The organism is Acidovorax sp. (assembly GCF_022763525.1).
In the GTDB taxonomy this organism is placed as follows: domain Bacteria; phylum Pseudomonadota; class Gammaproteobacteria; order Burkholderiales; family Burkholderiaceae_C; genus Acidovorax.
Genome location: NZ_JALEGG010000066.1, coordinates 1 through 20,173, shown reverse-complemented (window position 1 = coordinate 20,173; position 20,173 = coordinate 1). Strand labels below are relative to the sequence as shown.

General features: G+C 64.8%; 22 protein-coding genes. 11 read left to right on the top strand and 11 right to left on the bottom strand.

Annotated elements, in window-relative coordinates; translation table 11 throughout:
- Positions 1-259: 259 nt before the first annotated feature.
- The 6 genes from MRY84_RS04875 to MRY84_RS04850 form a co-directional block, all read right to left on the bottom strand.
- Entirely contained in the window at positions 260-997 is a 738-nt protein-coding gene (locus MRY84_RS04875) for a metallophosphoesterase family protein (RefSeq protein WP_291504621.1), read from the bottom strand.
- An 11-nt stretch (positions 998-1,008) separates the two neighbouring features.
- Entirely contained in the window at positions 1,009-1,767 is a 759-nt protein-coding gene (locus tag MRY84_RS04870) for a hypothetical protein (RefSeq protein WP_291504620.1), read from the bottom strand.
- 163 nt (positions 1,768-1,930) lie between these two features.
- Positions 1,931-2,140: a DUF4287 domain-containing protein gene (locus MRY84_RS04865; RefSeq protein ID WP_291504619.1), complete on the bottom strand. Its 210-nt coding sequence runs from the start codon at positions 2,138-2,140 to the stop codon at positions 1,931-1,933.
- 156 nt (positions 2,141-2,296) lie between these two features.
- Positions 2,297-2,725 (bottom strand): DUF4345 family protein, encoded by a 429-nt coding sequence (locus MRY84_RS04860; RefSeq protein ID WP_291504618.1) that lies wholly within the window; start codon positions 2,723-2,725, stop codon positions 2,297-2,299.
- A gap of 62 nt (positions 2,726-2,787) precedes the next feature.
- Positions 2,788-3,168, bottom strand: a complete 381-nt coding sequence (locus tag MRY84_RS04855) for a nuclear transport factor 2 family protein (protein ID WP_291504617.1) — start codon at positions 3,166-3,168, stop codon at positions 2,788-2,790.
- Positions 3,169-3,267: 99 nt separating this feature from the next.
- Positions 3,268-4,692 carry an FAD-linked oxidase C-terminal domain-containing protein gene (locus MRY84_RS04850; RefSeq protein ID WP_291504616.1) on the bottom strand — a complete coding sequence of 475 codons (1,425 nt, stop codon included), beginning with the start codon at positions 4,690-4,692 and terminating at the stop codon, positions 3,268-3,270.
- A gap of 238 nt (positions 4,693-4,930) precedes the next feature.
- Between MRY84_RS04850 and MRY84_RS04845 the strand changes: the two genes are divergently transcribed.
- From MRY84_RS04845 to MRY84_RS04815, 7 genes are all read left to right on the top strand, one after another.
- The gene (locus MRY84_RS04845) at positions 4,931-5,503 is read left to right on the top strand and encodes a hypothetical protein (RefSeq protein WP_291504615.1); all 573 of its coding nucleotides are present in this window, start codon (positions 4,931-4,933) and stop codon (positions 5,501-5,503) included.
- 10 nt (positions 5,504-5,513) lie between these two features.
- Positions 5,514-5,939, top strand: coding sequence for a DUF2752 domain-containing protein (locus MRY84_RS04840; RefSeq protein WP_291504614.1), 426 nt, complete (start codon positions 5,514-5,516; stop codon positions 5,937-5,939).
- Positions 5,940-6,137: 198 nt separating this feature from the next.
- On the top strand, positions 6,138-6,932 hold the full coding sequence (locus tag MRY84_RS04835; protein WP_291504613.1) for a GntR family transcriptional regulator: 795 nt from the start codon (positions 6,138-6,140) through the stop codon (positions 6,930-6,932).
- Positions 6,929-7,747, top strand: a complete 819-nt coding sequence (locus MRY84_RS04830; protein ID WP_291504612.1) for a transporter substrate-binding domain-containing protein — start codon at positions 6,929-6,931, stop codon at positions 7,745-7,747. The genes MRY84_RS04835 and MRY84_RS04830 overlap by 4 nt, the downstream gene beginning before the upstream one ends.
- Before the next feature lie 56 nt (positions 7,748-7,803).
- Positions 7,804-8,478 (top strand): amino acid ABC transporter permease, encoded by a 675-nt coding sequence (locus MRY84_RS04825; RefSeq protein ID WP_291504611.1) that lies wholly within the window; start codon positions 7,804-7,806, stop codon positions 8,476-8,478.
- Positions 8,479-8,481: 3 nt separating this feature from the next.
- Positions 8,482-9,135, top strand: a complete 654-nt coding sequence (locus tag MRY84_RS04820; protein WP_291504610.1) for an amino acid ABC transporter permease — start codon at positions 8,482-8,484, stop codon at positions 9,133-9,135.
- Positions 9,119-9,919, top strand: a complete 801-nt coding sequence (locus MRY84_RS04815) for an amino acid ABC transporter ATP-binding protein (protein WP_291504609.1) — start codon at positions 9,119-9,121, stop codon at positions 9,917-9,919. The genes MRY84_RS04820 and MRY84_RS04815 overlap by 17 nt, the downstream gene beginning before the upstream one ends.
- 268 nt (positions 9,920-10,187) lie before the next feature.
- Here MRY84_RS04815 and MRY84_RS04810 read toward each other — a convergent pair whose 3' ends face one another.
- On the bottom strand, positions 10,188-10,544 hold the full coding sequence (locus MRY84_RS04810) for an EF-hand domain-containing protein (RefSeq protein ID WP_291504608.1): 357 nt from the start codon (positions 10,542-10,544) through the stop codon (positions 10,188-10,190).
- A gap of 353 nt (positions 10,545-10,897) precedes the next feature.
- Here MRY84_RS04810 and MRY84_RS04805 point away from each other — a divergent pair, with 353 nt between their 5' ends.
- Both MRY84_RS04805 and MRY84_RS04800 read left to right on the top strand, forming a co-directional pair.
- Positions 10,898-11,341, top strand: a complete 444-nt coding sequence (locus MRY84_RS04805) for a hypothetical protein (protein ID WP_291504607.1) — start codon at positions 10,898-10,900, stop codon at positions 11,339-11,341.
- Positions 11,342-11,516: 175 nt separating this feature from the next.
- A complete protein-coding gene (locus tag MRY84_RS04800; protein ID WP_291504606.1) occupies positions 11,517-12,086 on the top strand; it encodes a cob(I)yrinic acid a,c-diamide adenosyltransferase in 570 nt (189 codons plus the stop codon).
- Positions 12,087-12,202: 116 nt separating this feature from the next.
- Here MRY84_RS04800 and MRY84_RS04795 read toward each other — a convergent pair whose 3' ends face one another.
- From MRY84_RS04795 to MRY84_RS04780, 4 genes are all read right to left on the bottom strand, one after another.
- Complete coding sequence (locus MRY84_RS04795; protein ID WP_291504605.1) at positions 12,203-12,625, bottom strand: hotdog fold thioesterase; 423 nt, start codon at positions 12,623-12,625, stop codon at positions 12,203-12,205.
- 123 nt (positions 12,626-12,748) lie between these two features.
- Positions 12,749-13,537: a hypothetical protein gene (locus MRY84_RS04790; protein WP_291504604.1), complete on the bottom strand. Its 789-nt coding sequence runs from the start codon at positions 13,535-13,537 to the stop codon at positions 12,749-12,751.
- A 200-nt stretch (positions 13,538-13,737) separates the two neighbouring features.
- Entirely contained in the window at positions 13,738-14,898 is a 1,161-nt protein-coding gene (locus MRY84_RS04785) for an ABC transporter substrate-binding protein (protein ID WP_291504603.1), read from the bottom strand.
- 177 nt (positions 14,899-15,075) lie between these two features.
- Positions 15,076-16,605, bottom strand: coding sequence for an acetyl-CoA hydrolase/transferase family protein (locus MRY84_RS04780; protein WP_291504602.1), 1,530 nt, complete (start codon positions 16,603-16,605; stop codon positions 15,076-15,078).
- Between the two features lie 229 nt (positions 16,606-16,834).
- Here MRY84_RS04780 and MRY84_RS04775 point away from each other — a divergent pair, with 229 nt between their 5' ends.
- Together MRY84_RS04775 and MRY84_RS04770 are read left to right on the top strand one after the other, a co-directional pair.
- A complete protein-coding gene (locus tag MRY84_RS04775; RefSeq protein ID WP_291504601.1) occupies positions 16,835-17,584 on the top strand; it encodes a zf-TFIIB domain-containing protein in 750 nt (249 codons plus the stop codon).
- 840 nt (positions 17,585-18,424) lie between these two features.
- Positions 18,425-20,173 (top strand): DUF6531 domain-containing protein (locus tag MRY84_RS04770; RefSeq protein WP_291504600.1); only part of this gene is annotated, 1,749 nt, incomplete at its 3' end.

Here is a 20,173-nt window from a genome sequence, read left to right as displayed (position 1 = left end):
TAGGCGCCAAACGAAGCTGGGGTGCGGCCCCAGCGAGGCTTGGCAACGCCGCGGATGGCCCTTGGGCATCGCAACCCGAAGGGAAGGCTTGCCGCGCCACGCCACTCGTCGTTGCATTCCCCGCCAAGGCCCCGGCCTTGGCGTCGTCACGCGTCTAGATTGGCGTGGCGCGGCAAGCCTTCGCACTGGCAAAATTAGTGTGAGCAGGCCCTAGCCCGCGCCCTGTTGCGCCGGCCGCGCGCGACCTGGGCCGAGCCCATCAGGGCATGCGGCCGGTGCGCAGCGCATGCGCCCACTCTGGGCGCCCGTTTCGCTCGGCCAGCTGGGCCATGGATACATGGTCGTATGGCACCCGGTGATGCGCCACCTGCCAGCCCTGCTCGGACCGCTCTGCGATGGCGTAGCTCGCGTCCGGCGTGCCGTTCTCGACCTGATGCGCCACCGGATGGTCGTCCCCATAGGCCTGCAGGCCCACGCTGCCGGGGTTGACCAGCCGGATGCCTGCGCCCAGGCGCACTTGGCGTGGCACATGGGTGTGGCCGCAGGCAATCAGCGGCGCATACTGGCCCGACAGGCGTTCGTCGATCTCGGCCGGGGTGGCTGCACGCACGGTGGATCCATCCAGCGTTTCGAGCAGGTATTCATGGTCGCTGCGCGGCGAGCCGTGGCACAGCAGGATGTCCTCGGCGAGGCGCAGGGTGTGGGTGAGGCTGCGCATCCATGCGAATTCCGCTTCTGACAGCTGCGAGTGCGCGTATTCGTCCGAGGGGCCGGCGCGCCCCGGACGCCGTTGCAGCACCTGTCGCTCGTGGTTGCCCGCCAGCGACAGCCAATCGGACGCCATGAGCCATTGCGCCGTCTCACGCGGCAGCAACGGGCCGGAGAGGTTGTCCCCCAGGTTGATCACCTGGTCCACGCCGCGGCGGCGAATGTCGGCGGCCACGGCTTCGAGCGCGGCCAGGTTGCCGTGGATATCCGAAACAAGGGCAATGCGCATGGGCGGTACTTTCAGCAGGGTGAGAGGGTGCCGCTCATGCTGCCCTGGCAGAGTTGCAGGCTGATGCGTGCGCGGTTGAACAGCAGGTCGCACAGCCACGCGTAGACCAGCGCGATGTACGCCAGTTGCGCCCAGCCTGCGTAGCTTCCGAACACGATGGTGTGCAGCCAATTCTGGCCCCACAGGTAGATGGCGCTGCTGGCCAGGGTAGCCACCAGCAGCGTTGCCGCCGCCGGTATCAGAGAAACCCCGTGGGCGCCCGCCGGCCCGCGCCAGGCTGCCACGCCCAGCAAGGCAAAGGCGAGCGCGTTGGCACCGCTGAAGATGCGCAGTTCGCGCAGCAGCTTGTCCACCGTGTCCAGGTAGGCGCTGCGGATCAAGGCGTCAAGCCGGGCCTGCATTTGCTGTGCCGACCCGATGCGCAGCTCCGTGCGCTCGCGATGGCGTTGGCGGCATTCGCACTCGGGAACACCCATCTCGGCGGCAATGGCCAGAATCCGTGCCGGCAGCCCGTCGGTCAGAGCCTTGCGGGCAGCCTCGATCTCCAGAGCCTTCTCCTGCATCGCAGCCCGCGCCTGGCCCTGCAGAAAGCGGCTGTTGAGCGCGTCGATCTTCTCGCCGGTGGTCTTCTCCAGCTGCACCCGGATCATCTCCCGCGCGGATTGCTCCACCCACGCGGGCTGAACCACGGAGACCGCCAGCAGCCCGCCAAACAAAGCGGTGCCTGCCAGGGCGACGGCAAGGATGACGGGGCGGAGCCAGGCGTTCATGGGTGGGTGAAGAGCAGTGATACGGACGCCATCATCTACCGTATGGGCGGGCTACAGCACGCAGTAGAACGTTTTTACGATCTTAGGCTCCGACCCTGCGGAATATGCACGAATTCGCCAACGTGCCTGCGGCGAAGCCTGGCCCACGCGTGAGGCGCCTCAACTACCGTCTGGCCAGGTGGTAGGCCACCAGCGCATTGGCATGGCCGTGGCCCAGGCCGTGTTCCGTTTTGAGAAGACCGACCAGCTCCATGTGCTTGCGTTCGCCAGCGTTGCGCAAGACCTCCAACCAGTGCTCGACGGGGTGGCCATACTTTTTTTCGATGGACGGAAAGTACGACGCGGGTCCCTTGGTTTTCTCAGATGACTCCATGGAAAAACTCCCAGTGAATTGAACGTGTCATGCCATCAAGCTGCGCAGAAGCGCTGCCGTGGCGCGGCGGAGCCTGCGCGGGCTCCTGAACATCACGACGTTCGAACCGGCCTGATTTCGACACGGGCCGGGCGCAGGGCGTTCAGCGAGGCGGTGCTACACGGACGCGGACGTGGCGCCCGCAGGCGGATTTGCCGGACCCGGCCTGCTGGGCCGCACGGCAAACAGCGCAATGGCTCCCACGATCTCCAGCACAAACATCCCGAACAGGTTGCCGACAGGAACCCCCCAGAAAGGAAGGGCCAGAAACCGCCCCACAGGCTGGGCCAGCACAAAAAGCGCCAGCAGGTCGCCGAAGAGGGGGTCATCGCTGCGGCGTGCGGCGACCACCGCCAGCACCGCCGTGGCTGCCCACACCCCCACATAGACCGCGAAGAGTTCGCTGTACCCGTTGGGGGCGTGCAATGTGTAGCCCAGGCCGTGGGCAAGACGATCCGGCAGCAGGGCCGCGCGCCCGGCGATGAGCAGGTAGACCAGGGCGGTGATGAGCTGAAGAAACTGGCGCGATCGGGTGCTGTGAATCATGGCGAAGCAGGGGCTTTGAGGCGACGCGATTGTCTGCATCGAAGGGCTGGATGTCGCCCCTCTCATCCCTGCAAGGATGGGGCCAGAACTGGCGGGCCGAACACGAATGAAGCCGTCTGGATGAGGCCCCGCTCCACAACATAGATGCAGACCAGCTCCATGCGGCCCGGCCCCTCGGGAAAGTCCCTGGAAACGTCTTCGTGATCGATGACCACAGCGCCCATGACCGTGCGCTTCACCAGTTTGGCGTGAAGTCTGGGCTCGGAAAAACGCGAAGCCGTCCGGGCCCGGATCTCCGCGTGTCCGGACGCCAGGAGTTTGCCCGGATGTTCGTACTGCCTGGCGTCGGCAGCGTATGTAGCCAGCCAGGCTTCCAGATCCTTGGCGTTGTAGGCGTCCAGCTGCCGCTGGACAACGATTTCGGGGGATGACCATTCAGGCATGGGATTGGGCTCGAGGCGGTGGCGGGTGGACGGTCGGTGTTGAACGTTTGGTGTGAACGGCAGGGGTGGCGTGCCATGTCTGGCGCCATGGAGTGCATCTCACACCGCAAAAATCTTCCCCGGATTCAGGATGTTCTTCGGATCCAGCGCCCGCTTGATCGACCGCATCATGTCCACCGCCCCAGCGCCGGTCTCGTCCAGCAGAAAGCCCATCTTGTGGATGCCCACGCCATGCTCGCCAGTGCAGGTGCCGCCCATGGACAGCGCGCGGGCCACCAGCTGATGGTTGAGCTGCTCGGCGCGCGTGCGCTCGTCGGCGTCGTTGGGGTCGATGAGGTAGCCGAAGTGGAAGTTGCCGTCGCCCACATGGCCGACAAGAAAGTAGGGGATGCCGCTGGCTTCGACCTCGTCCACCGATTCGAGCAGGCAATCGGCCAGGCGGCTGATGGGCACGCAGGTGTCGGTGCTGATGGCCCGGCAGCCGGGGCGGCTTTGGACGGCGGCGAAGTAGGCGTTGTGCCGCGCGGTCCACAGGCGGGTGCGCTCTTCGGGCGTGCTGGCCCATTCAAAAGCCTGGCCGCCGAACTCGCTGGCGATGTCCTGCACCGTCTCGGCCTGCTCTTTCACACTCCCCGGCGAGCCGTGGAATTCCATCAGCAGCATGGGTTCCTCGCGCAAGGTGAGCTTGCTGTGCGCGTTGACCATGCGCACCGTGTGGTGGTCGATGAGTTCCACGCGCGCAATCGGCACGCCCAGCTGAATGGTCTGGATCACCGTGTGCACGGCGGCCTCGATGCTCGGGAACGAGCAGATCGCGGCGCTCACGGCTTCGGGCAGCGGGTACAGGCGCACGGTGATCTCGGTCATGATGCCCAGCGTGCCTTCGCTGCCCACCAGCAGGCGTGTGAGGTCGTAGCCCGCGCTGCTCTTCTTGGCGCGCGTGCCGGTGCGGATGACCTCGCCGCTGGCCGTGACCACTTCCAGCGCCAGCACGTTCTCGCGCATGGTGCCGTAGCGCACGGCGTTGGTGCCGCTGGCGCGCGTGGCGGCCATGCCGCCAATGCTGGCGTCGGCACCGGGATCGATGGGGAAGAACAGGCCCGTGTCCTTGATCGCATCGTTGAGCTGCTTGCGCGTGATGCCGGGCTGCACCGTCACCGTGAGGTCCTCGGCATTCACGCTGAGCACCTGGTTCATGCGGCTCACGTCAATGCTGATGCCGCCTTGCACGGCCAGCAGGTGGCCTTCGAGCGACGAGCCTGCGCCATAGGGAATCACGGGCACCTCGTACTGGCTGGCCAGTTGGACCACGTCGGCCACGTCCTGCGTGCTTTCGGCAAACACCACGGCACTGGGCGGGGGCGCCTGCAGCGAGCCTTCGTCGCGGCCGTGCTGCTCGCGCACGGCCTGGGCGAGCGAGCACCGTGTGCCGAAGCGGGCCTGCAGCGCGTCGATGAGGGCCTGGGGCACATCGCGAAGCTTGATCTCGGGCAGCAGGTGGGCAGCGGCGGTGGGGGCGTTCATGGTGGTGTCTCCGGGGTAGGGCGGTCGGTGAAAAGGCATTCTAGGTTCGGCCCTGCAAAACTGCCGATGGCAGCAGGTGTTGGACCGCCGGCGCAGTGCGGTTATTTCGGCGCGTACACGGTTTCCTGGTGGGGAGGGCCTTGATTGGCGAGCAGCGCGCCGGGGTAGCTCGCGGTCTGTCGGCTCGCTACACTGATCCAGGTTCTTCCGTAGCTACTTTCAAGAGAGGGGGATTGCCATGGCCTCAGCCAATGTGGGAGATTGCCTGTCGGGTGCCTGGGGCACTTTCAAGAAGAACATCCTCACCCATGTGGTGTGCACCTTGCTGGTGATGGTGGTCGCCGGCATCAGCGCCGGCCTGCTGGTCGGGCCCATGGTGGTGGGCTACATGCGCCTGATCGAGCGCGAGTCGCGCGGCGAGGCGGTGCAGATTGGCGATGTCTTCCGGGGCTTTGATGACTTCGTGCCCGCCTTTGTGGCCGGGCTGATCAGTTCGCTGGTCGTGTCGCTGGGCTTCATGCTGTGCTTCATCCCCGGCCTGCTGGTCATGGCGCTGCCTCCCGTGGCGCTGTACCTTGTGGCCCGTGGCGAGCGCGATGGCGTGGCAGCCTTCAACCAGGCCTGGGGCATCGTCACGAAGAACCTGGGGTCGGCATTCTTGTGCTCGCTGGTCCTGGGCATCGTGGGCTCGCTGGGCTTCCTGCTGTGCTGGGTGGGCGCGTTGCTGACGCTGCCGTTGTCCACCATCGGCTCCTACTACATGGCGCGCCAGCTGGTGGGCGATGAACCGGTGGCGCTCCCTCCCCTCTGACCGCAGGCCCTTGATCCCTCCCGCGGGTCGGGCGCCTGCCTGGCGCCCGCTGGAGCGGGAGGCGCGGGGGCTCAGGCTGGCACTGGGCCTGGGCTGGCCGCTGGCCATGGCGGCCACTCCGTGGTGGCTGGGGCAGGGCGGCCTGGGCCTGGGGTGCGCGTTTCGCGCGCTGACGGGGCTGCCCTGTCCGTTGTGCGGGGGCACGCATGCGTGCGCAGCCCTGGTTCAGGGCGACCTGGGCGCAGCCTGGGCCGCCAATCCGGGAGCGCTGGCCCTGTTGGTGTGGTTGGCGTTGCTGGCCGGCCAGGCGGTGGTCGAAGGCGTCCGCGGCCACCGCCGCGTGGCCCGCTGGCCGTGGTGGCACCCAGCGGTGCTCGCGGCCCTGGTCGCCGGGCTGGGGGTGTCCTGGGCCGTGCGCCTGGCGGGGATGCCGTAGCCCCGCCGAGCCCGCGCTTTCTTACTACTTACTACCTTTCTTTCTCCCGGCGGTGCATGCACCGCAGCGTGCGCACCACTTGGAGGCAAGGCGGCGCGCCAGCGGGGCGCTGGAATACGCGGTGCACAGCGTTCGTGCTCCAGGCTGGTGCATCCGTCTTGTATACCAGTTGGCACGGAACCTGCGATACCGCAGGCAATGACCACCGCCACCGAGATCAGCAACCGCATCATCGAAGCCGTGATGGCGCAAAAGCTCGCCCCGGGCTCCCGCCTGGGCGAGCAGCAGCTGGCCATGCTGTTTGACTGCAGCCGCACCATCGTGCGCGAGGCGCTCACGCGGCTGGCCACGCGCGGCATCGTCACCGTGAGCGCGCGGCGCGGCTGGTATGTGATCGAGCCCTCGCAGGACGAAGCGCGCGAGGCTTTCGAGGCGCGCCGCGTCATCGAGCTGGGCTTGCTGCACCAGCTCAAGTCGGTGGACAAGGCGGCCGTGCGCCAGCTCAAGGCCCACCTGCAGCGCGAAAAGGCCGCGCTGGCCGGCAGCGACGTGGGCGCGCGCAGCTTCTTGCTGGGCGACTTCCACGTGTGCCTGGCCGAATGCCTGGGCAACAGCCTGCTGGCCGACACGCTGCGCGATTTCACCGCGCGCACCACCTTGATCGCCATGCTCTACCAGTCGTCGCACGACGCAGCGCAAAGCTGCGAAGACCACGTGCGCATCGTCGAGGCGCTGGAGGCCGGCGACATCGCCCGCGCCGAAGCGCTGATGTCCGAGCACATCGGCACCGTGCAATCGGCCCTGCGCCTGCAGGCTAGCAGCGACCCGCTGGCCGGGCTGCGCGACGCCCTGGCGCCGGTGCGCAAGAGCCCGGCCCCACCTGCCAAGGCGACCACAGCGCCCAAGGCCCGGCCCCGCAAAAGTACCGCTTCCTCTGCGTCCGCCAAAGACACCCCCACCGACCCGTCCCCCTACCTAGGAGCCTTGCTATGACCACCCACCGCGCACTGTCTTCCACCCGCCGCCTGACCCTGGGCGTGCTTGCCGCCGCCGGCCTGTCCGCTGCCCTGATGGCGCCCGCCGCCCACGCGCAGAACGCGCTGGACAACATCCTCAAGGCCAAGGAAATCAAGATCGCCATCCCCACCGACTACCCGCCCTATGGCTTTGTCGGCACCGATCTCAAGCCCCAGGGCCTGGACGTGGAAATGGCCCAGTACATCGGCACCAAGCTGGGCGTGAAGGTGGAACTGATCCCCGTGACCAGCGCCAACCGCATCCCCTACCTGCAGACGCAGAAGGCGGACCTCGTGATCTCCACCCTGGGCAAGAACCCTGAGCGCGAGAAGGTCATCGATTTCACGGCCGCCTATGCGCCGTTCTTCCAGGCCGTGTTCGCCAGCAAGAGCCTGAACATCAAGAGCTTTGCGGACCTGGCGGGCAAGAGCGTGGCCGTGACGCGTGGCGCGATGGAAGACCAGGAACTGGCCAAGGTGGCGCCCCCCGGCGTGGACGTGAAGCGCTTTGAAGACCACGCGGCCAGCATCTCCGCCTTTGTGTCGGGCCAGACGCAAGCCATCGCCACCAGCGCCTCCACCGCCGGCACCATCATGGTCAAGAACCCCAACCTGCAGACCGAATACAAGCTGCTGCTCAAGGACAGCCCCAACTTCATCGGCGTGGCCAAGGGCGAGGACAAGCTGCGCGAAAAGGTGAACGCCATCATTGCCGACGCCAAGAAAGCGGGCGACCTCGACAAGATGTCCAGCAAGTGGCTGGGCCGGCCGGCGGGCGAGTTGCCGCTGTAAACAGAGAGCGTTCCAACGCCCTCACCGCCCTCGGGCCGAGCTTGTGAAGCAACCCCATGCTGATCCAACTTGATTTCTCCGCCGTGCTGGCCGCGTGGCCGCTGCTGTTGCGCGGCCTGGCCTGGACGATCGGGCTCACCATCGTTGGCACGGTGCTGGGCCTGCTGCTGGGCACGGCCTGCGCCTGGGCGCGCGCGCGCAACCTGGGCCACCGGCCGGTGGTGCTGCGCTGGGGCGTGGCCGGCTATGTGGAGCTCGTGCGCAACACGCCGTTCATCGTGCAGCTGTTCTTCATCTTCTTCGGGCTGCCGGCCCTCGGGCTCAAGCTCACGCCCGAGGTCGCGTCGGTGCTGGCCATGGTGATCAACCTGGGTGCGTACTCGGCCGAGATCGTCCGCGCTGGCATCGAAGCCACGCCGCGCGGGCAGATCGAGGCCGCGCAGAGCCTGGCGCTCACGCCGGGACAGACCTTCCGCCGCGTGGTGCTGCCGCCAGCGTTGCTCAAGGTGTGGCCCGCGATGGTGAGCCAGATCATCATCGTGATGCTGGGCTCGGCCGTGTGCGGGCAGATCTCCACGCCTGAGCTGAGCTACGCCGCCAACCTCATTTCCAGCAACACCTTCCGCGCGTTCGAGGCCTTCATCCTCGCCACGGCGGTGTACCTGCTGCTGTCCATCGCCACCCGCCGTCTGCTGATGTGGGTGGGGGCGCGGTTCCTCATCGGAAGGTAAGCCATGGTGGAATTTTCCCTGTGGGACATCCTGCGCAACCTGCTGTTGGCGGCGCGCTGGACGGTCTCCCTTTCCCTCATCGCCTTCATCGGCGGTGGCCTGGTGGGCCTGGTGCTGCTGGTGTTGCGCCTGTCCAAGCTGCGCGGCGTGGACCGCGCCGTGGGCGCCTACGTGCAGGTGTTCCAGGGCACGCCGCTGCTCATGCAGCTCTTCCTGGCCTACTTCGGCATCGCGCTGTTCGGCATCAAGACATCGCCCTGGACGGCCGCGGCCGTGGCGCTCACGCTGTACACCAGCGCCTACCTCACGGAGATCTGGCGCGGCTGCGTGGCATCCATCCCCAAGGGCCAGTGGGAGGCTGCGCAAAGCCTGGCCCTGAGCTTTTACGAACAGCTGCGCCACGTGGTGCTGCCGCAGGCGCTGCGCATTGCCGTGCCGCCCACGGTGGGCTTCCTGGTGCAGGTCATCAAGGGCACGGCGCTGGCCTCGGTGATTGGCTTTGTGGAGCTGACCAAGGCGGGCAGCATGATCTCCAACGCCACCTACCAGCCCTTCCTGGTGTATGCCTGCGTGGCCCTGCTGTACTTTGTGTTGTGCTTCCCGGTGAGCCTGGCGGCGCAGTCCCTTGAAAGGAAACTCCATGGCCCTCGCCGCTGAACATCCTGTTGCCACCGGTCCCGCTCACGACGGCATCGTGGTGGAGGGTCCGCCCATCGTGGACATCACGGCCCTGCGCAAGTCGTATGGCACGAATGAAGTGCTCAAGGGCATCGATCTCAAGGTGCGCAAGGGCGAGGTGATCGCCATCATTGGCAAGAGCGGCTCGGGCAAGAGCACGCTGCTGCGCTGCGTGAACGGGCTGGAGGTGTTTCAGGAAGGCGCTTTGAGCGTGAACGGCAAGAAGCTGCTGCACGACAGCCCCACGGCCATGCGCGAACTGCGCCAGCAGGTGGGCATGATTTTTCAAAGCTTCAACCTGTTTCCGCACCTCAGCGTGGGCCGCAACATCATGCTCGCGCCCACGCTGGTCAAGGCCCGCAGCGCGCAGGACGCCGAGGCCCAGGCGCGCCGGCTGCTCGCGCGCGTGGGCCTGGCCGAGAAGTTCGATGCCATGCCCGACCAGCTCTCGGGCGGCCAGCAGCAGCGCGTGGCGATTGCGCGCGCGCTGGCCATGGAGCCGCAGGTGCTGCTGTGCGATGAGATCACCTCGGCGCTGGACCCCGAACTCGTGGGCGAGGTGCTGCGCGTGGTCGAGTCGCTGGCGCAGGAGGGCATGACGCTGATGATGGTCACGCACGAGATGGCGTTTGCCCGCAAGGTGAGCGACCGCGTGATCTTCATGCATCAGGGCCGGGTGCACGAAACGGGCACGCCCGCCCAGCTGTTCGGCAGCCCCCAGACGCCGGAGCTACAGCAGTTCCTGTCGTCGCTGCACGATTGAGCGCAGCACGCGCGCGCAATCAGTGCGGCTAACAAAACTCTTCTGGCATCGTCGCTGCGTCTTGTCGTTCTGGCCGTACTGTCCGCGACGCAGCGCCTAGCCAGAACGCTTCGCTGAGTTTTGTTAGCCGCACTAAAAGCCCGCGTGCGCCTGGATTTCTCCAGGGCAAGCGGGCCCGCAAGCCCCAATGGCTTGCTACTTCAAGGGGCTGCCCGGCGGTGGCTTGGCGCTCGCCGCGGGCGCCACTCACTTTTGCATCAGGACTGCATCAGGAGAGAAGGCCTTTCTCAAACTCGGTGGGGGAAAGCGAGCCGTTCCCGTCGGTGTCGAGCTGCTTGAATCGCTGGCTGATGGCGGGTAGCTGCGTGGCTTCCTTTTCGCTCAGTTGGCCGTCCTTGTCGGCGTCCGCGCGGTTGAAGGCCGTGGTGGCGGCCTTGGAGGGAGTTCCGGTACCAGGGCCGTACGAATGGGAGGCGTCCCCGGCCGGGGCGGTCTTGCTGGACGGCGCGGGCTGGGGGGCGGAGGTCTGTGCCTGCAATGCCGCGCCACCCAGGGACAGGGCGGCAAACAGCATCACGCTGCGCGTGTCGAACGGGTAGATGCGTCGTTGTTGCGGTGCTTTCATGGAAGCAGGGCTCCTGTGAAGTTGAACAGGGCTCCATTCCATCGCAGACGCACGGCGGGGGCCAGCACTCTTGCCTGCTGTTGCTCGGCCCAACATTTGCCTGCGCGGCGTAACCTCTATCCGGGGTTTTGTAGAGCAATGTCGCGGACATGTAGGCGAATGTAGAAACTGCTTCCGGTCCTACCAGCAATGCCCGCCCACAGCGGCGAGCGCCCCCGCCCGGAGACGACCGGCACGGCCTGGGATGTCCTACATGCGCGCTGAGATCGCACTTCAAGAATGGTCCTCCTGAGTCCTCTCCCGAGAGGGCTTTTTCATCTTGACCATCCCTTTTTTTGATCGAAGGAGTTCTTATGCAAAAGCAAAGCATCGTCGCCACCCTGGCCGCGCTGGCCTGCACCGCTGCACTGGCCCAGGCGCCTGCCGGCAACAGCCCACGTCCGCCTTCGGAAGTGAACCCAGCAGCCTCCGGCGGCCCCGCCGCCACCCAGGCGCAGAACAAGGCCGACCAGCGCAGCAGCCACAGTGCCGCGGCCCCCATGGACCCCGTCAAGGGCGACGGCCGAAGCGCCACAGCGCCCGCCGAGATCAACCCCAACGCATCGGGCGGCAAGGCCGCTGCCCAGGCCGACGCACGCGTGAACCGCCGGCTGATGGACACCAACCGTGACGGCATGGTGTCGGCCGAGGAGCGGGACACCTACCAAGCCCAGGCGTGGAACCACCCCCAGCCCGCCAATACAGGCGATTCCACGGCAGATCTCGACAAGTTGAACCGCACGCCGCAAATCCACTGATTTGCGAGACTGAAACGGTCCGAAAGGCCTCTGGGCGCATTGCGTGCCCAGGGGCCTTTTTTTTGTGATGTGGCGGCGTGCCGGAAAATGCATCCATCCCGACGCGGCAGGGTACACCCCGGATGTGGGCGCCTGCCCTTCGCGTCTTCCTACTCTGAAACTCTCCAAGGCACCCATGGGCAACCGACTCACGCAGATCGCCACGCGCACCGGCGACGCCGGCACCACCGGCCTGGGCAACAATCAACGCGTTTCCAAGAACAGCTTGCGCATCCACGCGCTGGGGGACGTGGACGAGCTGAACTCGCACATCGGCCTGCTGTTGTGCGAGCCCCTGCCGGACGAAGTGCGCGCATTGCTGGTGGAGGTGCAGCACCAGCTGTTCAACCTGGGCGGAGAGCTGTCGATCCCCGGCTTCGAGCTCCTCAAGCCCGAGGCCGTGCTGGCGCTGGATGAGGCGCTGGCGCACCACAACGCTGCGTTGCCACGGCTGCAGGAGTTCATCCTGCCCGCGGGCACGCGCGCTGCCGCGCAAGCCCACGTCTGCCGCACCGTGGCCCGCCGCGCCGAGCGCGCCGTGGTGGCCCTGGGTAATGAAGAAGCCCTCAACGACGCCCCGCGCCAATACCTCAACCGCCTGTCCGACCTGATGTTCGTCCTGGCCCGCGTGCTCAACCGCATGGATGGCGGCGACGACGTGTACTGGAAAAGCGAGCGCCTGGCGCAGCAGAATGCTACTGAATAGATAGCTGGTTGCGCTTGCCCACCCAGCGCTGGCGGCCGATTTGTCTCATATCTCGCCGCGTGCGATGAGCGGCTGGCGACCAGCACCGAGCGGTAAGTGCCTCAGGGGGATGACCTCTACCGGGGCGCCAGGATCGCCATGGTGAGTCGCGACACGCACGTCAGCTCCCCCGTTTCGTTGTGCAGATCGATGTGCCACACGTGCGTGGTGCGCCCGATGTGCACGGGCCGCGCCGTGCCGGTCACCCAGCCGCTGGTGGCCGAGCGCAGGTGGTTGGCGTTGATGTCCAGGCCCACGGCGCGGTAGCCCTCGGGCAGGGTGTAGTAGGCGCCGGTGGAGCCCAGCGACTCGGCCAGCACCACGCTCACGCCGCCGTGCAGCAGGCCAAAGGGCTGCACGGTGCGGTGGTCCACGGGCACCCGCGCGCGCAGAAAATCGTCGCCCACCTCGACAAACTCGATGCCCAGGTGCTCTACGGCGGTGTTGCGGTTGGCGGCCTTCAGCAGGTCCAGGTCGATGGGTTTCTTCCAGATGGGCATGGTGGTGTCAGGGGAGAACGGTGCCAAGGGAGGTGCAAGCCGCTGATTGTGCCTATGCGAGGCGGCGGGGCAGCGGCCGAGGGGGCTGGCGTTTCGCCGCAACGAACGGCAAAACTGCTGCGGCTACCAGGGCCGGCCGATGGCAAAGCGCACGGGTTGCCGCACGGTCTCCATCTCTTCGTACAGATCGGCCTGCAGTTCGCCGCGCGAGAGCGCGGTGTCGAAATTCCAGGTTTGCTGGAACTCGTTGTTCATGCGTCCCCAGCCACCCCGTTCGGCACGCACGACCTGGCCGGACGGTAGCTTGAAGGACAGTGTCTTGATGCGCTGCAGCGTGTCGTTGCCCAGGAACTGGACGCTCTTGCCGTCTACATTGAACTGCTTGATTTCCACGCCGCCGAGCTTGACGGGGCCGGGCTTGTCGGGATCGAACGCCTGGGCTGCCTTCTTGGTGCGCTTGGCCACGCTGAGCGGAACGGTGCCCTCGAAGATCAGGCCGGTCACCGTCCTGTCGGGCAGCCGGTTCAGGGACAGGCTGAAGCTGCGTGCGCGGGCATCTGCCGAAAACTTGGGGAATCCGCCAACCTCGGCCTGGCCCAGGCTCTGCGTGGACTTGTCAGGGAACACCGCCGTGACGCGCACGTCACCCTTGTCGAAGAATGAGTTTGTGTAGTCAGTGAACAGACCGGCGCGGGTGGTGGCCACGGCGGTGATCTCCACCTTTTCCATGCCACCGAGAACGCCAAAGGCCACCAGGTTCTTGTCGCGCCCCGGGGGTGGCTCGATGAACGTGACGCCCATGACCTTCACGTCGATGTCGCCTTGCGCGGGGGCTTGCGCATGCACGGCAGGGGCACCCGCCAACAGGGCGGCAGCGGCGATCAGGGGCAGGGTCAGCGCGGGTGATTTCATCCAGGGGCTCGCAGAGGTCGGTGGTGATGCCCTGGCGCAGTTGCATCCGGGGCTGAACAATGGGGCGCCGAAGCACTGACAAAGAAAGGCCGACCACCGCGGCGGGCGTGGGGTCGCAGAACGTTCGGCGTGCGCATTCTGCCGTACTCGGCGGAGGCAGCACGTCCCGCGCGATGCGCCTTGCCCTGGAGGGCGCCGCGCTAGCCGACGAATTTGCCGTTGGCCCCCATCACACCCAGATCCAGGAAGCGCGAGCCCACATAGGGTGCACCGCCCGCATAGTCGATCGACAAGCCGCCCAGGTCGCTGCTGCGGATGCTGGCCAGCGCATTGCGCAGCTTGGCGCGGGTGAGGTCGCGGCCGGCGCGCTCCAGGCCTTCGGTCAGCACGCGGGCGTTCACGTAGCCTTCGAAGCTGCGGGCCGAGAATTCCTGATAACCCATGGCGCGCATGGCTTTTTGATAGTCGCGCACCACGGCCACGCTGGTACGGCCGGCGTCGGGCAGCACCATCGACAGCGCAATGCCCGAGGCCTTGCCGCCGAGCTGGCGAAGGTTGTCACCCGAGAGCGCCACGCTGGTGGCGGCCAGCGGTGTGCTGGGCGAGACTTTCTTGAATTCGCTCACCAGGTTGGCGGAGATGTCGCCCGCCGTACCCAGCAGCACGGCGTCCGGCTTGGCGGCCACGGCCTTGCCCACCACCTCGGCGATCTGGGCGGTCTGAACGCCCTGGGCGGCCAGCTTGAACGCCTTGGGCGCGGGCTGCTTCGCGGCCGCCATGGCCTGGTTCACGTCGGCCAGAAACTCGCGGCCGAACGCCGTGTCCTGGTAAACGATGGCCAGATCGGTGATGCCCATGGACACCAGCTTCTGGGCGAGGCGCTGGGCCTCATCGGTGTAGCTGGCGCGCACGTGGAACACCGAGCGGTATTCGGCCTTGCGCAGCGAAGTGGCGCCGCTTTGCGGGGCCACATAGGGGATCTGCGCTTCGTCCACCAGCGGCAGGATGCGCTGGTTGTTGGCCGTGCCCATGCAGGAGATCAGCGAGACCACGTTGGCGTCGGCAATCAGCTTGCGCACGTTCTCTTCCGAGCGCACGGCGTCGTAGCCGTCGTCCAGCGCCAGCAGCTTGATCTCGCGGCCGTGGATGCCCTTGGCATTCGCCTGTGCAAAACCGGCGTCCAGCCCTTGCTTCAGTTCCTTGCCCAGGCTGGCCAGCGCGCCCGTCGTGCCCAGGGAGCAGCCTATGGTCACGCTCTTGGCGTCCATGGGGTCTTGCACGCCCACGGCGCGCGACGCGGGGGACAGCAGCAGGCCCGTGCCAGCTGCAACGAGGGATTGGGTGAATTGGCGGCGTTGCATGGATGAATGGATGGAAAAGAAAAATGAAGGCAGCAGAAACGCAAACAGCCCCCGTGGGGGCTGGCGTACAGGGGTGAAACCCCGGGTAAACCCTGATCTTACCAATTGGTAAAAATCGGGGCAAACGGTATCCAGGCACCGCGTGGGGTTGGCGTGCCAGCCCCTTCCGCAGTGCGCTCAGGCGCCGGGGCTTTGCCGCATCGAGCCGGTCTCCACATACCGCTGGTGCCACGACAGCGCTTCGCTGAGCACGTGCGGCGTGTGCTGCCCCACGGCGGTCTTGCGAGCGCGGGCCAGGTAGTCGCGCAGGGCGGGGCGGAAGTCCGGGTGCGCGCAGTGCTCGATGATGAGCTCGGCCCGCTGCGTGGGCGAGTGGCCGCGCAGGTCGGCCAGGCCCTGCTCGGTGACGAGGATCTGCACGTCGTGCTCGGTGTGGTCCACGTGCGAGACCATGGGCACGATGCACGAGATGCTGCCGTTCTTGGCCAGCGACGGCGTCATGAAGATCGACAGGTACGCGTTGCGCGCAAAGTCGCCCGAGCCGCCGATGCCGTTCATGATGGCCGAGCCCATGATGTGCGTGCTGTTCACGTTGCCGTAGATGTCGGCCTCGATCATTCCGTTCATTGCAATCAGGCCCATGCGACGGATCAGTTCGGGGTGGTTGCTGATCTCCTGCGGGCGCAGCACGATGCGCTCTTTGTAGAAGTCGATGCGCTCGTTGAACTCCTGCATCGCCGTGGGGCTGAGCGACAGCGCCGTGGCCGAGGCGCTGGCCAGCGTGCCCGAGCGCAGCATGTCCAGCATGCCGTCCTGCAGCACCTCGGTGTAGGCCGTGAGGTTCTCGAACGGGCCGTTGTTCAGCCCCGCCAGCACCGCATTGGCAATGTTGCCCACGCCCGATTGCAGCGGCAGCAGGTCCTTGGGCAGGCGGCCCTTCTTCACCTCGTGCTGCAGAAACTCGATGATGTGGCCCGCGATGCGGTTGGAGGTCTCATCGGGCGCGGCGTACACGCTGTTGCGGTCGGGCTGGTCGGTCATCACCACGGCAATCACCTTGGACGGGTCGCAGCGCAGGTACGGCTCGCCAATGCGCTCGTCGGGCCGCGTCATCGGGATGGGCTTGCGATGCGGCGGCACGTCGGTGCCGTAGTAGATGTCGTGCATGCCTTCCAGCCCGGAGTGGTGCCAGGTGTTCACCTCCAGGATCACCTTGTCGGCCTGGTCCAGCCAGGTCTTGTTGTTGCCCACCGAGGACGCGGGGATCAGCCGCCCATCGGGCAGCACGCCCGCCACTTCCACCACGGCCACATCGAGCTTGCCCAGGAAGCCGAACCACACGAACTGCGCCACGTGCGAGAGGTGAATGTCCACATACTGCATGTGCCCCGCATTGATCTGGCGGCGCACCGTGGGGTCGGACTGGTAGGGCAGGCGCATCTCGATGCCGTCCACCTGGGCCAGTGCACCGTCGAGCTCCGGGGCCGTGGAGGCGCCCGTCCACAGGCCGATGCGAAAGCCCTTGCCCTGCGCGTTCAGGCTTTCAATGCGGCGGGCCAGCGCGCCCGGTACGGCCTTGGGGTAGCCCGCACCCGTGAAGCCGCTCATGCCCACATGGGCCCCGGCGGGGATCAGCGCGGCCGCCTCGTCGGCGGACATGGTGCGGGAGAGAAAGTCGGGGTAAAGCACCCGATCGGCCAGTGACATGTGAATAGCTCCGCTCAAGGGGGTGAGGCTGCCGCTGTGGTGGCCGGCCTCGGCAAAAACCAACGATGGTAGAGGCCGTTGCTTACAAATACCGGGTTTACCCTTACATGGCTTGGTTCCCAACCGCCCGAGTCCGCAGATGCACGCGGCGCGGTGATTCGTGCAGGGGATCTCTGGCCTTGCCTTAGCATGGGGCCTCCACCAGCCCCCGCCGCATTGCCCCCGCGCCATGTCCCTTTCTCCGCCTTGCCCATCCTGCCGCCAACCCATGGAGGCGCACCAATTTGCCAGCAACCTGGGCCACACGCTGGAGCTGGACATCTGCTTCGCCTGCCAGGGCCTGTGGTTCGACAGCAAGGAGAACCTCAAGCTCACGCCCGCCTCAGTGGTCGAGCTGTTCCGCCTGCTGCACGAGCACCGCGCGGACCAGCACCGCCCCCTGCACGAGCCCATGGCCTGCCCGCGCTGCAGTACCTCGCTGGCCAAGGGATTCGACGTGGTGCGCAGCGGCCGCTACATGGTCTACCGGTGCGCGCGCCAGCATGGCCGCTTCAGCAGCTTCTCGTCCTTCATGATCGAGAAAGGCTTTGTGCGCCACATGACGCGGCCCGAAATCGACGACCTGGCCAAACGCGTCGGCGCCATCTACTGCACCAGTTGCGGCGCCCCTGTCGATATCCGCAAGGACCACGCCTGCCCCTACTGCCGCGCTGCGTTCTCGCTGATCGACCCCGAGGCCGTGGTCCGCGCCATGGAGGGCTACGCCCAGGCCGGCGCCCGCGCCAAGGCCCACGCGCAGCACGCCACGCCCGTAGACATCGGCGACGCCCTGGTGGCCCTGGAGCGCGACCGGACCCGTGCCGAGCGGGAGCGGCAGAAGCAGGCGTTCAGCGGGCTGAATAACCCGCAGGAGGCCTCATTCACCGGGGATTTGATTGCGGCGGGGGTGGCGTTGATCTGGGCGGCGATCAAGGAATAGCGGTAGGGGCCCTTCCGGCATCTCGCGTCTGTGGCTTCCACATGGTTGATTCGCCGTCTTCGAACATGAACTGACCGTTCGGGCTGAGCTTGTCGGAACCTTGCGCGGCGCTTCGGCTGTACTCGGCGCACGGTTCAAGCTTCTGACGCCAGATCAATAGAAGCAAGCATCCAGGCTGACGGCAGCGTGCTGGCTCGACAGCTAAAGCGCCGTGAACCATTTGTCACAATGAGTTCGCCGCCTTGTGGCTAGCATCGCGCCGCAATAAGAACAGTAACAACTCTGCATCGGCAAGAGAGGTCGATCGGCGCGAAATCGGCGCAGACCGCCATGCACGATGAGAGGGGAGGGATCTCAATGCGCAAGAGACGGATAACACGCGGTGCATCGGCCGCGCGCGGCTTATCGGCCGGGCCCGCTGCAGGGGCTCGCGGAAACGGCCTGCGGACTGGCTTGGTTAGAAGGGTTGGTGCAGGGCTCGGGGCCGCTGGCCAACACAGCCGGCACCCCGTCGGCAATATCGCAACGCAAAGCCCAATGCGAAGTTGCACGGCACGGCTCGCAATTGCGAAGCAGGTATACCACCTGGGACCGCTTGAGCGGCGAACGCAATTGGAAACGAGATAGGCCATTTACAGCTAGTCCCTGCATAAAGGGATTCGAACCGCTGCAATAGCAACAAACGACTAGTGCGAATAGGCTGCAGATTAGCAGGGCTAGAGCAGGAGATGGCCTCGCTGGTCACTCTTCTAGCTGCGCTTCTTAGATCTCTGTGCCTGTCTGCGTTTTCGGATTGCCCGGATGGGGTGTGATAGAAGAGTTTAAAAGGGGGGAGAGAATATGAAAATTTATTGGATTAAGGTTTTAGCTGTATGTGCCATGTTTTTTTCAAGTTGCGCGTACGCTCAATGGGAGTTTCAGAAGTTCTGCGTTGAAGCTGCGCCAGATGCAGGCGCTCATTGCAAGCTGCAGCCAGATACGTTCACGCCATGGGTGTATGGCACCGGATATGGCGGCACGCATCCCACGGCTGCCGCCTCCGCTGAGGCTACGGTTAATTTCCTTGGATACTTATCCAATCCGTCTGTTTGCGATTTTTCTTATTGGCTCGGTGAGGAAGAGGTAGTGCAAAGAGATGGATTTATTCACTCTCAAGAGCCTGTTCGAACAACCATTAAGGTTTATATTAGATCCGGCGGTAAGAATCAAAAAGGACAGTGTGTAGATGTTAAAACTGGGTACATAATGATGTATCCGGGTAGGGCAGCAAAATGTATCGCTCCTGCCGACTATGCAGAATTAAGGCTTAATTCCGCTGGCGCCAGCACTGGCGCCTGTTTCACTAGGGTTACTGATGTTCCAGTAGCGTGTGATGCCTGTCCTGCCAAGCTGCTCAAAGGCAACCCCATCCAAGTTGCGTCGCAAGAAAAAGTAGAGATCGAGCGCGATATTCTAATCAATGGCGCAATGCCTATGGAGTTTCGGCGGACCTATAGGAGCTATCGTGCCCGGGATAAAAATCATTGGTTTAATAACTATTTCAAGGTGACCGATTATGCTGTTTTAGGGGAGGGCTGGGTCCACAACTACGACATACGATTGGCGGTTAAAAGGGTTTCTCGCGAGGATCTCGGCATTCTTGATCTCGTGCGCATTCAAGCAGGGGATGGAAGCTTTCATTACTTCCATCGCCGCGGCAATAGTTCGGTTTATACGTCTCGCCATCCCTCGCATCAACTCATCGAATTGGCTAACGAGTGGATATTCGACGATGGCCAGAATGAGGTGCGCTATGTTTTTGAGAAAGACGGTAAGCTCAGAGAGCAAATTCTGCGTAACGGTTGGCGTATCAGCTATTTGTATGTGCCAGGAACTTCGCAGTTGGATAAGGTTTGGAATACCTTTGGCCAGGGATTTAAATTTCAGTACGGGGGAGGAAAAATCACTCGCGTTCAACCTATTAATTCTCCTCTCGATGAGGGTGTTGAATTTCAGTACGCAGATTCTTTGATGATTGGTGTTTCGCAATCTGCGGGAGCTCGGCAATATCTATATGCCGAATTCACAGGTGGCGCTCCTTTGTTGGTTGGAGTTGTTGATGAGTATGGCACGCGCTATGCCACGTATACTTATGACAGCCAGGCCAGGGCATTGAGCACAGAGAGGGCGGGAGGAGTATTCAAATACACTGTTCCTTCAGCAGGCTCGGCGATAGACCCGCTGGGTACATCAAGAAATTACGGTTTCCAGAGATTTGGTCATGAATTGGTTTACAGGGGTGTATCCAAAGTCTCGGAATTTCCAGGTGATTTGCCTATCTCGGGAGGGGCGATCCAGTCAGACGGACTGGTGCGCTCGTACCGGGACTATCTGTATACCGACACGACTATTAGTTGGGATGTGCAGCGCCGCCTACCAGTCTTTATTACTCGGGCGGCCGGCACGGATTTGGCTCAAAACACTGCCATTCTTTGGTCTTCTCAGTGGCGCCTTCCTGCCGAGGTCACAGAACCCGGCCGCACCACCACCTACACCTACGACAGCGTCGGCAACCGCCTGAGCCAGACCATCGCGGACACGACAGCTGGT

What these genes read in the sequence shown, in the direction of transcription:
- MRY84_RS04875 (WP_291504621.1), bottom strand. Translation starts at nt 997, where the DNA reads ATGCGCATTGCCCTTGTTTCGGATATCCACGGCAACCTGGCCGCGCTC.
- MRY84_RS04870 (WP_291504620.1), bottom strand. Translation starts at nt 1,767, where the DNA reads ATGAACGCCTGGCTCCGCCCCGTCATCCTTGCCGTCGCCCTGGCAGGC.
- MRY84_RS04865 (WP_291504619.1), bottom strand. Translation starts at nt 2,140, where the DNA reads ATGGAGTCATCTGAGAAAACCAAGGGACCCGCGTCGTACTTTCCGTCC.
- MRY84_RS04860 (WP_291504618.1), bottom strand. Translation starts at nt 2,725, where the DNA reads ATGATTCACAGCACCCGATCGCGCCAGTTTCTTCAGCTCATCACCGCC.
- MRY84_RS04855 (WP_291504617.1), bottom strand. Translation starts at nt 3,168, where the DNA reads ATGCCTGAATGGTCATCCCCCGAAATCGTTGTCCAGCGGCAGCTGGAC.
- MRY84_RS04850 (WP_291504616.1), bottom strand. Translation starts at nt 4,692, where the DNA reads ATGAACGCCCCCACCGCCGCTGCCCACCTGCTGCCCGAGATCAAGCTT.
- MRY84_RS04845 (WP_291504615.1), top strand. Translation starts at nt 4,931, where the DNA reads ATGGCCTCAGCCAATGTGGGAGATTGCCTGTCGGGTGCCTGGGGCACT.
- MRY84_RS04835 (WP_291504613.1), top strand. Translation starts at nt 6,138, where the DNA reads ATGACCACCGCCACCGAGATCAGCAACCGCATCATCGAAGCCGTGATG.
- MRY84_RS04830 (WP_291504612.1), top strand. Translation starts at nt 6,929, where the DNA reads ATGACCACCCACCGCGCACTGTCTTCCACCCGCCGCCTGACCCTGGGC.
- MRY84_RS04825 (WP_291504611.1), top strand. Translation starts at nt 7,804, where the DNA reads ATGCTGATCCAACTTGATTTCTCCGCCGTGCTGGCCGCGTGGCCGCTG.
- MRY84_RS04820 (WP_291504610.1), top strand. Translation starts at nt 8,482, where the DNA reads ATGGTGGAATTTTCCCTGTGGGACATCCTGCGCAACCTGCTGTTGGCG.
- MRY84_RS04815 (WP_291504609.1), top strand. Translation starts at nt 9,119, where the DNA reads ATGGCCCTCGCCGCTGAACATCCTGTTGCCACCGGTCCCGCTCACGAC.
- MRY84_RS04810 (WP_291504608.1), bottom strand. Translation starts at nt 10,544, where the DNA reads ATGAAAGCACCGCAACAACGACGCATCTACCCGTTCGACACGCGCAGC.
- MRY84_RS04805 (WP_291504607.1), top strand. Translation starts at nt 10,898, where the DNA reads ATGCAAAAGCAAAGCATCGTCGCCACCCTGGCCGCGCTGGCCTGCACC.
- MRY84_RS04800 (WP_291504606.1), top strand. Translation starts at nt 11,517, where the DNA reads ATGGGCAACCGACTCACGCAGATCGCCACGCGCACCGGCGACGCCGGC.
- MRY84_RS04795 (WP_291504605.1), bottom strand. Translation starts at nt 12,625, where the DNA reads ATGCCCATCTGGAAGAAACCCATCGACCTGGACCTGCTGAAGGCCGCC.
- MRY84_RS04790 (WP_291504604.1), bottom strand. Translation starts at nt 13,537, where the DNA reads ATGAAATCACCCGCGCTGACCCTGCCCCTGATCGCCGCTGCCGCCCTG.
- MRY84_RS04785 (WP_291504603.1), bottom strand. Translation starts at nt 14,898, where the DNA reads ATGCAACGCCGCCAATTCACCCAATCCCTCGTTGCAGCTGGCACGGGC.
- MRY84_RS04780 (WP_291504602.1), bottom strand. Translation starts at nt 16,605, where the DNA reads ATGTCACTGGCCGATCGGGTGCTTTACCCCGACTTTCTCTCCCGCACC.
- MRY84_RS04775 (WP_291504601.1), top strand. Translation starts at nt 16,835, where the DNA reads ATGTCCCTTTCTCCGCCTTGCCCATCCTGCCGCCAACCCATGGAGGCG.